This is a genomic window from Nocardia amamiensis NBRC 102102 (assembly GCF_001612745.1).
GTDB lineage: Bacteria > Actinomycetota > Actinomycetes > Mycobacteriales > Mycobacteriaceae > Nocardia > Nocardia amamiensis.
Window position 1 is genome coordinate 22,153 of the sequence record NZ_BDBA01000129.1, and the last position, 14,093, is coordinate 36,245.

Genomic DNA, 14,093 nt, shown 5'->3' on the forward strand with positions numbered 1-14,093 from the left:
AGGAACGCGGCAGGCCGCCGGCACCGATTCGATCAGCGACCGGCGCGGACGATCGCCTCGATATTGCGTTCGGCCAGTGCGGCGATGGTGAGCGACGGGTTGACCGTTCCGGTACTGCCGGGCACCGCGGCGCCGTCCATCACGTACAGCCCGGGGTGGCCGTGCACGCGCCCATGGTTGTCCGTGGCACGCCCCAGCACCGCGCCGCCGAGCGGATGCGCGGTGAACAACGCGTTCGCGTCATAACCGAGAGCGCCGTACTCGACGAGCGCGCCCGCGCGTTCGGCGATCCGGTGGTCGACCGCGCGCGCCGCGGCCACGATGTCGTCGCGGTTCTTCGCCGACCAACTGAGCCCGACGCCGTTCGTTGCCGGGTTGTAACCGAACCGGGTGCGGGTCGGGTCGAGCACCATGCCGAGCGAGGCCAGCGCGCCGGTCTCGAACGGGATGCCGGGGATGTACCAGCTCTCCAGGGTCAGCGGCGCACCGGATTCGTCGAAGATCCGGCTCGCGCTCGGCACGCCTTGGCCGTGCCCGGCCAGCGCGCTCGCGCCACGGGCCAGCACCACGTCGCCGTTGGTGCCCCATCCGTCGCCGATGTGCTCGTTCAGGCGGGGCAGCGCACCGGTGGCCTGGGCGCGGACCAGCAGTTCGGAGGTACCGATCGAACCCGCGCCGAGGAAGAGCCGATCACAGGTGACCGTGCGGGTGGCCAGTACGTCACCGGTGGGCGACAGCTTCGCCATGGTGACCGCGTAACGGTCGCCGTCCTGCGCGATGGCGTCGACACGGTGTCCGGGGAATATCGCGCAGCGGCCGGTGTTCTGCGCGTTCCGCAAGTAGTTCTGGTTCAGGTCGAATTTGGCGCCGTTGGAGTTGCCCAGGTTGCTTCTGGCCGCGGTGGCCGAAGGCCGTGCGGCTCCGGATAGTTCGGCGCGCAGGATGTCCCAGTTGAAGATCGAGTCGTTCGGCTGCGGGTGGTAGCCGGCCTTGCGCACCTGATCGTCCCAGGCACGAGAGTGGGCGAACGGCGAGGACTGGTAGATGTCCGCGGGAATCGCGCTCAGCCGCAGCATCCCCCGCACCCGCGGGTAGTAGACGCGCTCCATCTCGCCGTAGTCGACGGTGCCGCCGAAGACGTGGTCGAAGAAACGGCGTTCCGGGGCGATCATGGCTCCGCTGAAGATCACCGAGCCGCCGCCGACCGCCGCCGCCCGCCAGACATCGATGCCCGGGTACTCCGTGCAGTCCAGCACGCCGCCGAAGCTGGCGAACCGCATCGGCACCTTGGTGACGCCGGTGAAGTGAGTTCGGTGCCAGAAGCCGCGACCGTCGGGCAGATCGTCGCCGGTGAAGATCTCCCGCCACGGGTCGTTCGGCCAGCGTGAACCGCGTTCCAGTACGGTGGTGGCGATACCGGCCTCGGCCAGGCGCAGCGCGGTGACCGCGGCGCCGAAGCCGGAGCCGATGACTATCGCGGGCGAATGCTGAGGTGGATCAGGAAGCGGCGCAAAGATTTCCGGTACCCAACCGCGGAACAAGGCCTCCCACGCCGGGTCCGTGGACGCCGCACTGGTACCGGCCGTCGTTCCCACAGCACCGAGCAGCGCGGCCGTGCCCGCCGCCTTGAACAAGGCACGTCTACGCACCGGTCACCTTCCATTTTCACGCCTAGCGTGCGCAGACTACCGGTATTCCCGTTTTGTCACCAGATATCCGATTTTGCTATCGACCGAACGGCGTCTCGTCGGCGCGGCAAGTGGCCCCCGGAGCGGGCAGGTGCAAGTCGATGAGGTAGCGCTCCCGCAACTTCCGGGTGCAGTCGTTGAGCGGGGTGTGCCCATAACCCCCGTCCACGACGACCAGCCTGGCGTTCACCAATTCGTCCTGTGCGCGCCGCGCGGCGGTCAGCGGGGTAACCGGATCGAATCGGTTGTTGACCAGCAGCGCAGGGGTGTCCGACCGCAGGATCCACGGTCCGGTGTAGCGCTGGCTATACCCCTCGGGCGGTGACGGCCAAGACGCGCAGGCTTGGCGCAGATACAGCCAGTACGCGCCGTATGTGGGACTGATTGCCGCGAGATCCCGTGCCAGCGCGGGCCATTGACCGGGGTCGCGCGGAAAGGTGTTGTCGGCACAGGAGATCGCGGTAAAGGCGTCGAGGAAGAAGTCACCCGGTTCCGCGATGACCGTCAAGATCTCGCTCACGGCACCCGCATCGCCCGCGGGACCACGCTCCAGTTCGGCGAGCAACTGCCCCAGGGCGGGCCATCCCTCTTTCGGGTCGTACAGCAGCAGCGCATGCGCGGACATGGCCTCGGAGTAGGTGACGCTGCGCGCCCCCGCGCCGGTCCCGACGACGATCGGCGCCTCCCGAAGGCGTTGCAGCACAGCGTCGTTGCGGGCACGCAGGTCGGGTTTGCCGGTACTCTCATGCGCGGCAGGGTCGTTCGGGCCGCCCCCGGCCGCGAAGGCGCACCGCGGTCGTCCCGCCTCCGCGCACAGTCGCAGGAACTCGCTCAGTACCTCCTCGGTACCGGCCGAGGTGCTCTCGATCAAGCTTCGGGTGTCGTTGGTGTACGTGTCCGGGTCGATCATCGAAGCCAGGTGCAGCGCGCGTACCCGGTCGCCGAACAGTGCGCCGTACACCTGGCCCAGGTAGCTTGCGTAGGAACCGCCTTCGTAGGTCAGCTGCGGGTCGCCGACCGCGCGGCGCAGCAGGTCGAGATCGCGCGCGACGTCGACCGTGGTCAGATGCCCGAGCAGCGGGCCGCCGTGCTCGGCGCACCCTGCCGCCAGCTCGCGACTTGCCGCCGCGGCGGCCCGCTCCTGTTCGGGATTCGCCGGCGGCAACCACGCCCCGGACCAGAACTGTTGCTGCTGTTCGGCATTCGCGAAGCACCGCACCTGTCCGCTGCGGCCGACGCCGCGCTGGTCGAAGGTGATCACGTCGAACCGGCGCGCGATCTCGCCGCCGATCAACTCTCCCTCGGCCGCCCACTGCAATCCCGAACCGCCAGGACCACCCACCGCCGCGAACAACGTGCCGATCCGCCGCTCCGGGTCGGCGGCCCGCTGGCGCACGACCGCGAGCGGGAAGGTCGGGCCGTCGGGACGGGCGTAGTCCACCGGCACGGCCGCTGTCGCGCACTCGAACTTGCTCAGCCGCGGCTCGGCGCACCGCGCCCAGTCCAGCCGCGGTGTCGGCGCCGCGTCGGCCTGCGCGACCAGATCGGCGACAGCCGACTCATGGCGGCTCGGCGTTCCGGCACAGGCGCTCACCGCCGGTAGCACGATGGCGAGGGCGACGGCGACCAACTTCCAGCTACGCACGGATAACATCCTGTGCCCCCGCATGGGCGGGCGTCGTCCTCCTCAGGGCTGACATCGGACCCTGAGATTCTCCGGGCGCCCTCCTGGGATGCGCACTACGCCGACGCCCGCCGCGGCCGCCGTACCAGTTCGCCGCCGCAGTTCGGGCAGACGCCGTGCAACTCGGTATCGCACCGCCCGCAGAAGGTGCATTCATAGCTACAGATCACGGCGGGGCCATCGGGGGTGAGCGCGGTTCCGCAGCGCTCACACAGGGCACGCATTTCCAATGCCACTATGACGTCACCAGGCGGATCACTGCGATCAGACCGACCACGACGATGACGGCGCGCAGCACGGTCGGCGGCATCCGCCTGCCCATCTTGGCGCCGAGCTGGCCGCCGATGATCGAGCCGAGCGCGATCAACGCGGCCGCCCGCCAGTCCACGTCGGCGATCACGATGAAGATCACCGCGGACACGGCGTTCACGATCAACGCGAGCGCGTTCTTCGTGCCGTTGAGGCGCTGGATGTCGTCGTGCACGAAGACGCCGAGCAACCCGATCAGCAGTACGCCCTGGGCGGCGCCGAAGTACCCGCCATAGATGCCTGCCGCGTAGATCGCGGCGAAGAGGATGGCGCCGCCGTGCTCCGGGACCGGCGCGCCGTCGTTCTCCCGCCTGCGCTTCACCCAGCTCGCCAGCCGCGGCTGCACCACGACCAGGACCAGCGCCACGGCGATCAGCACCGGCACGATCGCCTTGAACGCCGCGGGCGGAAGCACGAGCAGCAGCACCGCCCCCGTGATGCCGCCGAGTAGCGAGGCGGTGCCCAGCCGCAGCAGCCGGTCCCGCTGCCCGGCCAATTCGCGGCGGTAGCCGTGCACACCGCTGAGCGAACCGGGCACCAGACCTATGGTGTTGGACACATTCGCGGTGACCGGCGGCAACCCGAAGGCGAGTAGAACAGGGAAAGTGATCAGCGTGCCCGAGCCGACGATCGTGTTGATACCGCCCGCCGCGATACCCGCACCGAACACGGCCAGTTGCTCCAGCCAGGTCATAGCTATCCTTTGACGTCCCGCCGGGCCGCTGGGCCCGTACAAGCGTGCCACTACCGGACCGAACCGTAGCGGGTCATCGGATCACCCGACGACGGGACCGCCCTTCCCGGCGCTGTCGCGGCACGGTAAGCTCGCGAACATCATGCAGCGGGCACTTCTTCTCGGCCGCCGCGACGGGGTCTGATCGGACCGGCTCCCGTCGCGGGGTTTTGCCGCGCCGGTCGACCCAGCCCTTTGGGAAAAACCACACCCCACGGAGAGACTCCCCATGTCCCCTGCTGACGCGTTCGTATCCGGCGCCAAGACCATCACGGCGCCGAGCAAACCCGCCCCCGCCGACCAGCCGGCGTGGAACAAGCAGAAGAACTCCTCGATGCCGGCGTTCCGCTATCGGCCGTTCGCCGAGGAGGTCGAGCCGATCACCTTGCCCGACCGCACCTGGCCGGAGAAGGTCATCGACCGGGCGCCCGGGTGGTGTGCGGTCGACTTGCGCGACGGTAACCAGGCGCTGATCGACCCGATGAGCCCGGCGCGCAAGCGCCGCATGTTCGATCTGCTGGTGCGGATGGGCTACAAGGAGATCGAGGTCGGCTTCCCCTCCGCCAGCCAGACCGACTTCGATTTCGTCCGCGAGATCATCGAAGACGGCGCCATCCCCGACGACGTGACCATCCAGGTGCTGACCCAGTGCCGGGCCGAGCTGATCGAACGCACCTTCGAGGCCTGCGCCGGCGCGCAGAACGTGATCGTCCACTTCTACAACTCGACCTCGATCCTGCAGCGGAAAGTGGTGTTCCGCGCCGATCGCGCGGCGGTGAAGAAGATCGCGACCGACGCCGCTGCGCTGTGCCTGGAGACCGAGAAGCGCTACCCGGACACCAACTGGCGTTACGAGTACAGCCCCGAGTCCTACACCGGCACCGAGTTGGAGTACGCCAAGGATGTGTGCGACGCGGTCTCGGAGATCATCGCGCCGACACCGGACAAGCCGCTGATCATCAACCTGCCTGCCACCGTCGAGATGGCGACGCCGAACGTCTACGCCGACTCGATCGAATGGATGAGCCGCAACCTGGCCCGTCGCGACGCGATCGTGCTGTCGCTGCACCCGCACAACGACCGCGGCACCGCCGTGGCCGCCGCCGAGCTGGGCTTCCAGGCGGGCGCCGACCGGATCGAGGGTTGCCTGTTCGGCAATGGCGAGCGCACCGGCAATGTCTGCCTGGTCACGCTGGGGATGAACCTGTTCTCCCGCGGCATCGACCCGCAGATCAACTTCTCCGACATCGATGAGATCCGCCGCACCGTCGAATACTGCAACCAGCTGCCGGTGCACGAGCGCCACCCGTACGGCGGCGACCTGGTCTACACCGCGTTCTCCGGCAGCCACCAGGACGCGATCAACAAGGGCTTGGACGCGATGAAGGCAACGGCGGACGCCGCCGGAGCGGACGTCGCCGACATCGTCTGGGAAGTGCCCTACCTGCCGATCGACCCGAAGGACGTCGGCCGCACCTACGAGGCGGTCATCCGGGTCAACTCGCAGTCCGGCAAGGGCGGCGTCGCCTACATCATGAAGACCGATCACGGATTGGCGCTGCCGCGGCGGCTGCAGATCGAGTTCTCCCAGGCGATCCAGCGGATCACCGACGGCGAGGGCGGCGAGGTGACGCCCAAGGAGATGTGGGACGTCTTCTCCGAGGAGTACCTGAGCCCGATCCGCCCGCTGGAGCGGATGCGCCAGCGGGTCACCGCGTCGGAGACCGACGGCGGGGTCGACTCGATCGTGGCGGTGGTGAAGGTCGACGGCGTCGAGCAGGAGATCACCGGCAAGGGCAACGGACCGCTGGCCGCGTTCGTCGACGCGATCGCGAGCGTCGGCTACAACGTCGAGGTCTTGGACTACTCCGAGCACGCGATGTCCGCAGGTGACGACGCGCAGGCCGCCGCTTACGTGGAGTGCGCGATCGGCGACAAGGTGGTGTGGGGAGTCGGTATCGCCACCTCGATCACCACCGCGTCGCTGCGTGCGGTGGTGTCGGCGGTCAACCGGGCGCACTGATTCCCGTCGCTCCGGCCGGAGCGAAGGCGGAGGTACGCACGGCCGGAGCGAAGGCGGAGTACGCAGAGAGGACACAGCCGGACGCAGTCCGTCCGCAGCCCGCGCATGGCCGGAGCGAAGGCGGAGTACGCAGAGAGGACGCAGTCGGACGCAGTCCGTCCGCAGCCCGCGCATGGCCGGAGCGAAGGCGGAGGTACGCCTGTCCCGGAACGCGTCTGGCGAGGGCGCCGTGGCGGTTCGTCCGCGCGGCGCCCGATCTCGCTGTCGCAGACCATTTGTCGATGGCGTGTCGCTCGGCGCGTCCGCCCTACCTACCGCGACACGGCGCAGCGAACCCCGTGCTAGCGTGGATTCGCACTCCAAGCGCCGAGCTCTCTGCTCGAACTCCCGAGCAGATGGGGGAACCGTGACAACAAACGACCACAATCCGACCTCTCCGCCCTGGCTGCAGAGTCATTCCGTGGACACGGCCGAAGTCACCGAGGCGGAGTCGTCGGCCACCGACCCGTCGGCCGAGCACACCGGCGGCGTGGAAGCGAAGGAAACCGACGTGGCCGATGGGCTGGATCAGCCGGACGCACAGCCCGAACAGCCGGAGCCGCAAGGCTCGACCGAGCAGACCACGGTCTACCCGCACGCTGGGCCCGCACAGTCCTACGGTCCGCCGCCCGCCGAGCCGTACGGCCCCTACGCCGCACCGGGTGCCGGTGCATATGCGCCGCCGTCATTTCCCGGGGAGCCGTTCCCTACCGGCGCATTTCAACCGCCGCCGAACACCAGTGGTAGCCACCCGATTCCCATGCCCGGGCATGATCCCGGCTATGGCGAGTACCGCATGGACTCCTTACCACCGGAACCCGCTGCGCCGCAGTCCGATCCCAGCGGGCCGATCTACAGCTGGGCACCACCGCCTCCGCCGGTGACGCATCAACCACCACCGCCGCCCGCCTACCAACCGCCGCCGCCCCCAGCGCCGATCGGGCAACCCCAAGGACCGGGCTGGCAGGGCCAGCCGAATCCGCACCAGCCCGCACAGCCTTTCCAGCCGCAGCATGTGCCGCAACCCGGACAGCCGGGGCACTCGGTCAACGATCTGAATCTGCTCCGGCGGGCCCGCAGGGCGCCGCGCAGTGGGTGGCGCCGTGCCGTGCACAAGGCTTCCGGCGGCATGATCAACCCGGGCGAGTCGGCCGCCGACGTCGTCTATCAGGACTTGGTCGACCGGGTGAATCAGCCCGTGCGCGGCGACTACCGGATCGCGATCCTCTCGCTGAAGGGTGGCGTCGGCAAGACCACGACCACGGTCGGCCTCGGCTCCACCTTCGCATCGCAGCGCGGTGACCGGGTGATCGCGATCGATGCCAATCCCGACCTCGGCACGCTGGCGCACCGAGTGCCGCGCCAGACCCGCTCCACCGTGCGCAATCTGCTCGAGGACCAGAACATCACCAGGTACTCGGACGTGCGCGCACACACCTCGCAGGCGCCGAGCCGCCTGGAAGTGCTTGCCAGCGAACAGGATCCGGCGGTGTCCGAGGCGTTCAGCGAGGCGGACTACCGCAAGGCGATCGGCATCCTGCAGTCGTTCTACAACATCATCCTGACCGACTGCGGCACCGGTTTGATGCACTCCGCGATGGCGGGGGTGCTCGACATGGCCAGTTCGCTGGTGCTGGTCACCTCCCCGGCCATCGACGGCGCGCGCAGCGCCTCGGCGACCCTGGACTGGCTCGACCACCACGGCTACGGCAAGCTGGTGGAGCGAACGGTCGTGGTGGTGAACGCTTCCCGGCGCGGCGCGTCGACCGTGGATCTCGACCAGCTGCGCAAGCTGTTCCTGGACCGCACCCGCGCGGTGCAGGTGGTGCCGTTCGACGACCACCTCGCCGAGGGAGCCGAGATCGACCTGGAACTGGTGGGCAAGCCCACGCGGCGGGCCCTGCTCGAACTGGCGGCGATGGTTGCGGACGACTTCAACTACGTCAACACGCAGTCCCAGCACCCCTACCGTTACCCCGGACCGCCAGGAATGTGATCGGGACAAGCACATCCGCCGCGGCGCGGTGGATGTCGTCCCGCCTCAGGACGAAGTCTTGTCCGTCGCTTTCGCGGAGTCGGCCGTCGCCAGCGCGGCGGCCGACTCGAAGGCCGCGAGCACGGCGGCGATGGCCGGACGGGCGTCGGCGCGCGGCCGGATGGCCAGTTCGTACATCCGGGCGGCGCGCACACCGGACAGCCGAAGCACCGCGAGCGTGGGATCGCTCACCGCGTAGCGCGGCATGAGCGCGACGCCGTAGCCGGTGGCGACCAGCGTCTCGATCACGCGGAAATCATTGAGCCGCTGCGCTATCCGCGGCTGCACGCCGGTCACGGTGGCGATGGAGCGCAGCACGTCGTCGACCGGGAAGCCGCCGCGCACGCTCAGCCAGGTCTCGTCGGCCAGCTCTTCCGGCGCGACGACCGAGCGGCCGGCGAGCCGATGCGTCGCAGCCGCGACCACGTCGATCGGCTCGCGCATGAGCACCCGAGTCGCGACACGGGGATCGGCGATCGGCGCGGCGCGTTCGTCGCGATGGGTCAGTACCACGTCATAGTCGGCGAGCAGTCGTGCTACCTCGGAAGGGGGCACGTCCTCGTCTCGCGCGACCACGTCCACACCGCTGTCCGCCATCCCGCCCAGCACATGGGGTAGCAACAGGGCTCCACCCGAAGGGAATACCGCTACGCGGACCCGGCCGCGCGGGGAGCCGCGATAGTGCGCCATCTCGGCGACCGCGCGATCCATAGCCGCGAGCACCTCGTCAGCGCGCACCACCAACGCCCGCCCGGCGTCGGTAAGCCGGACGCGTCGGCCGTCGGGTTCCAGCAGGGCCACGCCCGCTTCCTTGGCCAGCACCTTGAGCTGCTGGGAAACCGCCGAGGGCGTCATCGACAACGCGGCGGCCACGGCGGCAACCGTGCCGCGATCGGCGAGTTCACGCAGTACACGCAGCCGTTCCAAGGCCATGGGCGGGCCGGGTACGGCCTTCCCGGATCCGGAAACCATTAAGTAACACTACATTATTTATCCACATTTATTCGATTGTTCTGATTGTTCGGCGACCGCACGATGAAACACGTGACCACTCGCGATCGCCTGCTCGGCTGCACCGTCGTCCTGCTCTGGGGCCTGAACTTCCTCGCCATCCGGGTGGGGCTGGACCACTTCCCGCCGTTCTTCTTCGCGGCACTGCGTTTCGCGGTGCTGGCGATTCCGGCACTGTTGTTCATTCCGCGCCCACCGGTGCGAACGCGCTGGATTCTGCTGTACGGCACCGGTTTCGGCATCTTGCAGTTCGCATTCCTGTTCACCGCCATGCGGGTCGGAATGCCGACCGGGCTCGCTTCGCTGGTGCTGCAATCCTCGGCGCCGTTCACCGTGGTGCTCGGTGCGCTGATGCTGGGCGAGCGAATTCGGCCGGTGCAGATCGCGGGCATCGCCGTCGCGGTCGCCGGAATAGCGGTGATCGGGTGGGACCGGCTGGAACACGCCACTCTGCTTCCGGTGCTGCTGACGCTGGCGGGCGGCCTGGGCTGGGCGTTCGGCAATATCGGTGCACGCTTGGCCGGTACCGAGACCGCCGATGTCAATCCGCTGCACCTGATGCTGTGGACCACGGCCATTCCGCCATTGCCGCTGTTCGTGCTGTCCGTATTCACCGAGGGGCCCACCGCCGGTCTGCACGCCCTCACCGAGTCCTTTTCACTGGCTGGTTGGCCCGCTCTGGTGGCGCTGGCTTACATCGCCATCTTGGCCACGGTCGTCGGGAGCGGACTGTGGACCTATCTGATGGGCCGCTACCCGGCGGGCACGGTCGCCCCGTTCTCGCTGCTGGTTCCGGTCGTCGGGATAGCTGCAGCCTGGGCATTCCTCGGCGAGACCCCCACTCTGCTGTCGCTTGCCGGTGGTGTCGTGGTGATCACAGGCGCCTTCGTCGCGACGTCGAGCAAGCCGCGAAAGCCACCCGTGGACGCCGCCGCCGCGCCGACGAAAGCCCTGATAAGCGCAGGGCGACCCAGGGCCTGAAGCACACGGCATGATCAGTTCCCCCAGGGCTGACCGGCCGGTCGACACGATGACCGGTCGAGGCGCCGCCCGTCCCTCTTGGGCGGGCGGCTGCTCGGCTAACTCGGTGTCGCTCGTCCGCACCGATAGGGCGACCCGTCCCCTATGTCGGTTTGCGGGGTCGATGCGACCAGGAAGACCTGTCGCTTTACAGTAGTGCCCGAGCGTGGAAGTTGGTCCCAGTCAGACAGCAGATCGGCGCATGGCAGAACAACAGTGGACCGTCTCGCGAAGGGCACTTATTCGTGGCACGGTTGTGGCAGGGGTGGCAACGGCGGGGGGACTGGCGGCGGGTGCTCTGAGACCGGCGCCGGTGGCGGCGAGTCCTGGTGGTCCGCGGGTCGCGATTCTCGGCGGCGGCGTCGCCGGTCTGACCGCGGCGCATGAGCTAGCCGAGCGTGGATTCCGGGTCACCATCTACGAAAGACGCGCCTGGGGGGGCAAAGCCCGTAGCGTCGGGGTGCCGGGCACCGGAGCAGGGGGACGGCCGGATCTACCCGGAGAACACGGATTTCGCTTCTTTCCCGGCTTCTATCAACACGTGCCGGACACTATGCGCCGAATCCCGTTCCCGGGCAATTCGAATGGCGTCTGGGACAACCTCGTCGCGGTGCCGGAGGCGCGCTTCGCCCGGCGCGGCGGCGACGACTTCCGCGTGCCGCTCGGTCCGCGCGCCCGCGCCGGATTCACCCCGGAAGGCTTCCGGGAAACGCTCGGCGCCGCCCTGGCAACAGCGCTGAAAATGCCTCCCAGAGAAGGGATCTACTTCGCCGAGCGCCTGCTGGTCTTCAATTCCAGCTGCGATGCCCGCCGCTTCGGCCAGTGGGAGCACACCTCCTGGCACGACTTCGTCGGGGGCCACGCGCGCTCGCACGAGTTCCGTGCGCTGCTGTCCCGCACACTGACCAGCATCATGGTCGCCGCGAAGGAGCACGCGGCGAGCGTGCGCACCATCGGCACCATGGGCGAGCAGTTCCTCGGCAATCCCTTCGAGATCGGCAACGACGGCGGCTTGGACCGCGTGCTGAACGGCCCGACCAACGCGGTCTGGATCGACCCGTGGACGCGGCGAATCCGTGAGCTGGGCGCGGAATTCGTGCTCGGCACCGAAGTGCGCGGGCTCCAGGTGCAAGACCGCAGGATCACCGCTGCCCGCGCGGTGGACGAAACCGGCGCCGAGCGGACCATCGAGGCCGATTACTTCGTCGTCGCACTGCCCGCCGAGCGGGCCCGCACGCTGTGGTCGCCGCAGGTGCTGGCGGTGCGGCCGGAATTGGCCGCGATGGACCAGCTCGTCACCGACTGGATGAACGGCATCCAGTTCTACCTGCGCCGACCGGTCGACATCGCGCGCGGCCATACCGCCTACATCGACGCGCCGTGGTCGCTCACCTCGATCAGCCAGAATCAGCTGTGGCGCCGCAAGCTCACCGAATTCGGCGACGGCAGCGTGCAGGACTGCCTGTCGGTGGACATCTCCGACTGGAACACCCCCGGCGTCGTGTTCGGCAAACCGGCCAAGGAGTGCACGCACGAGGAGATCGCGCGCGAGGCGTGGGCCCAGATCAAGGCCCACCTCGACGATCGGGGTGAGCTGCTGCGCGACGCCGACCTGCACTCCTGGTTCCTCGACCCGGGCATCAGCTGGCAGGAGGGACCGCGGCGCAACGCCAACGCCGACCCGCTACTGATCAACACCGCGGGTTCCTGGGAGTACCGGCCCGACCCGCACGGCGCGCTGGAAAACCTGTTCCTGGCAGGCGATTACGTGCGCACGAACGTCGATCTGGCCACCATGGAGGGCGCCAACGAATCCGCCCGCGCCGCGGTGAACGCAGTACTGGACGTGGCCGGTTCGAACGCCGAGCGCTGCCGGTTGTTCACGCTGTACCGAGCGCCGGAACTGGAACCGCTGCGCCTGATCGACGCCCACCGTTACGCGGCCGGGCAGCGAAACATGTTCGACGTGCCGGTCTGATCCCAGCCGGGCGATCGATCCGCGCCCACCAGAACGGAATTCGATCGCCATACCGTCCCGGGCGGTGCTTGAATCGGCGTATGCCCGAGAGCACCGTCCCGAACGAGATCACCGACCCGGCGGACCTGCGACAGTTACTCGGCGACGTGATGCCGCGCGCCGCCACCAAGGAGCGAGTCGCCCTGCACGCGCGGGACCGGGAGTGGATCGCGAACTCCCCGTTCCTGGTGATGAGCACCAGCGACGGCGACGGCAACTGCGACGCCTCGCCGAAGGGCGATCCGGCTGGGTTCGTCCACGTGCTCGACGACAGGACGCTCGCCATCCCGGAGCGTCCCGGCAACCGGCGCGCCGACGGCTACCTCAATATCCTGGGCAACCCGCACGTCGGCCTGCTGTTCCTGATCCCGGGCCGCCGCGAGACGTTGCGGATCAACGGACGGGCCCGGCTGGTGCGTGACGCGCCCTACTTCGACGACATGGTGGTGCGCGGCCATCGCCCGATCCTCGCCGTCGAGGTGGACATCGAGCAGATCTTCTTCCACTGCGCCAAGGCGTTCATCCGCAGCCATCTGTGGGAGCCGGAGCAGTGGCCCCTCGACACCCTGCCGAGTGCTGCCTGCCTGGTCAAAGAGCTGCAGACGAATATTGCCGAGACACTCGAGGAGCTGGAGCACTACTACTCGCCGGAGAGCTACCAGGCGAAGCTCTATCGCGACTGAGTCGGGTGGCCCACGCCACTGGACCGCGCCGCGCCCGGATCGCGGGGCGAACATAGACTCGCGACGTGGCAGACATATCGGTGCGCGGACGGTTCGCGCTCGCGGCGGCGGGTGCGGCGTCCTGGGCTTCGCAGAAAGCGGGTCGCGGCAAGGGCTCGATGATCGGCGGCCTGATCGCGTTGAAGATCGATCCGACGGTCATGGACCAGCTCGGCCGGCAGCGGCGCACCGTGCTGGTCACCGGCACGAACGGCAAGTCCACCACCACCAGGATGACCACCGCCGCGCTCGGCACGCTCGGCCAGGTCGCGACCCAGGCCGACGGCGCCAACATGGACGCGGGCATCGTTGCCGCGCTCAACGCCCACCGGCGTGCGCCGCTGGCCGCGATCGAGGTGGACGAACTGCACCTGCCGCACGTCACCGACTCGCTCAACCCGTCGGCGGTGGTCCTGCTGAACCTCAGCCGCGACCAGCTCGACCGGGTCGGCGAGATCAACATGATCGAGCGCAAGCTGCGCGCCGGGCTGGCGAAGCACCCGGCCACCGTGGTGATCGCGAACTGCGACGACGTGCTGGTCACCTCGATCGCCTACGACCACCCCAATGTGGTGTGGGTGGCCGCGGGCAGCGGCTGGGCGATGGACGCGACCAGCTGCCCGCGCAGTGGTGAGCCGATCATCTGGGAGGGCGCGCACTGGCGCAGCACCGGCGCGGATTTCCAACGCCCCGAACCCGATTGGTCGCTGGACGGCGACGATCTGGTCGGTCCGGGCGGGGCGCGTTTCCCGTTGCGGCTGGCACTGCCGGGACGGGCCAATCGCGGCAATGCCGCGCAGGCGGTGGCCGCC

Annotated in this window: 11 protein-coding genes; 6 read left to right on the top strand and 5 right to left on the bottom strand. The window is 68.8% G+C overall.

Translation table 11 applies throughout. From position 1 onward, the window contains the following. Positions 1-32 precede the first annotated feature (32 nt). The 4 genes from NA4_RS23370 to NA4_RS23380 all read right to left on the bottom strand — a co-directional run bounded on the left by NA4_RS23370 (position 33) and on the right by NA4_RS23380 (position 4,375). A complete protein-coding gene (locus NA4_RS23370) occupies positions 33-1,649 on the bottom strand; it encodes a GMC oxidoreductase (protein WP_067473862.1) in 1,617 nt (538 codons plus the stop codon). 76 nt (positions 1,650-1,725) lie between these two features. After that, complete coding sequence (locus NA4_RS23375) at positions 1,726-3,333, bottom strand: alpha/beta hydrolase (protein ID WP_067473865.1); 1,608 nt, start codon at positions 3,331-3,333, stop codon at positions 1,726-1,728. Between the two features lie 95 nt (positions 3,334-3,428). Continuing rightward, entirely contained in the window at positions 3,429-3,596 is a 168-nt protein-coding gene (locus NA4_RS39370) for a DUF1272 domain-containing protein (protein WP_218022358.1), read from the bottom strand. Between the two features lie 11 nt (positions 3,597-3,607). After that, entirely contained in the window at positions 3,608-4,375 is a 768-nt protein-coding gene (locus NA4_RS23380) for a sulfite exporter TauE/SafE family protein (protein WP_067473868.1), read from the bottom strand. A 268-nt stretch (positions 4,376-4,643) separates the two neighbouring features. Here NA4_RS23380 and leuA point away from each other — a divergent pair, with 268 nt between their 5' ends. Both leuA and NA4_RS23390 read left to right on the top strand, forming a co-directional pair. Then, the gene (gene leuA, locus NA4_RS23385) at positions 4,644-6,437 is read left to right on the top strand and encodes a 2-isopropylmalate synthase (protein ID WP_067473871.1); all 1,794 of its coding nucleotides are present in this window, start codon (positions 4,644-4,646) and stop codon (positions 6,435-6,437) included. A gap of 460 nt (positions 6,438-6,897) precedes the next feature. Further along, positions 6,898-8,472 carry a MinD/ParA family ATP-binding protein gene (locus NA4_RS23390; protein ID WP_084497376.1) on the top strand — a complete coding sequence of 525 codons (1,575 nt, stop codon included), beginning with the start codon at positions 6,898-6,900 and terminating at the stop codon, positions 8,470-8,472. A gap of 45 nt (positions 8,473-8,517) precedes the next feature. Here the strand turns inward: NA4_RS23390 and NA4_RS23395 are convergent, their stop codons facing one another. Then, a complete protein-coding gene (locus NA4_RS23395) occupies positions 8,518-9,444 on the bottom strand; it encodes a LysR family transcriptional regulator (RefSeq protein ID WP_067473898.1) in 927 nt (308 codons plus the stop codon). A 111-nt stretch (positions 9,445-9,555) separates the two neighbouring features. On the opposite strand from NA4_RS23395, the gene NA4_RS23400 reads away from it, so the two are divergent. From NA4_RS23400 to NA4_RS23415, 4 genes are all read left to right on the top strand, one after another. Then, positions 9,556-10,503, top strand: a complete 948-nt coding sequence (locus NA4_RS23400) for an EamA family transporter (protein ID WP_067473900.1) — start codon at positions 9,556-9,558, stop codon at positions 10,501-10,503. A 241-nt stretch (positions 10,504-10,744) separates the two neighbouring features. Beyond that, positions 10,745-12,520, top strand: a complete 1,776-nt coding sequence (locus tag NA4_RS23405) for a hydroxysqualene dehydroxylase (protein ID WP_067473878.1) — start codon at positions 10,745-10,747, stop codon at positions 12,518-12,520. 80 nt (positions 12,521-12,600) lie between these two features. Continuing rightward, entirely contained in the window at positions 12,601-13,242 is a 642-nt protein-coding gene (locus NA4_RS23410) for a pyridoxamine 5'-phosphate oxidase family protein (RefSeq protein WP_067473881.1), read from the top strand. Positions 13,243-13,307: 65 nt separating this feature from the next. Next, positions 13,308-14,093 (top strand): Mur ligase family protein (locus tag NA4_RS23415; protein ID WP_245671558.1); only part of this gene is annotated, 786 nt, incomplete at its 3' end.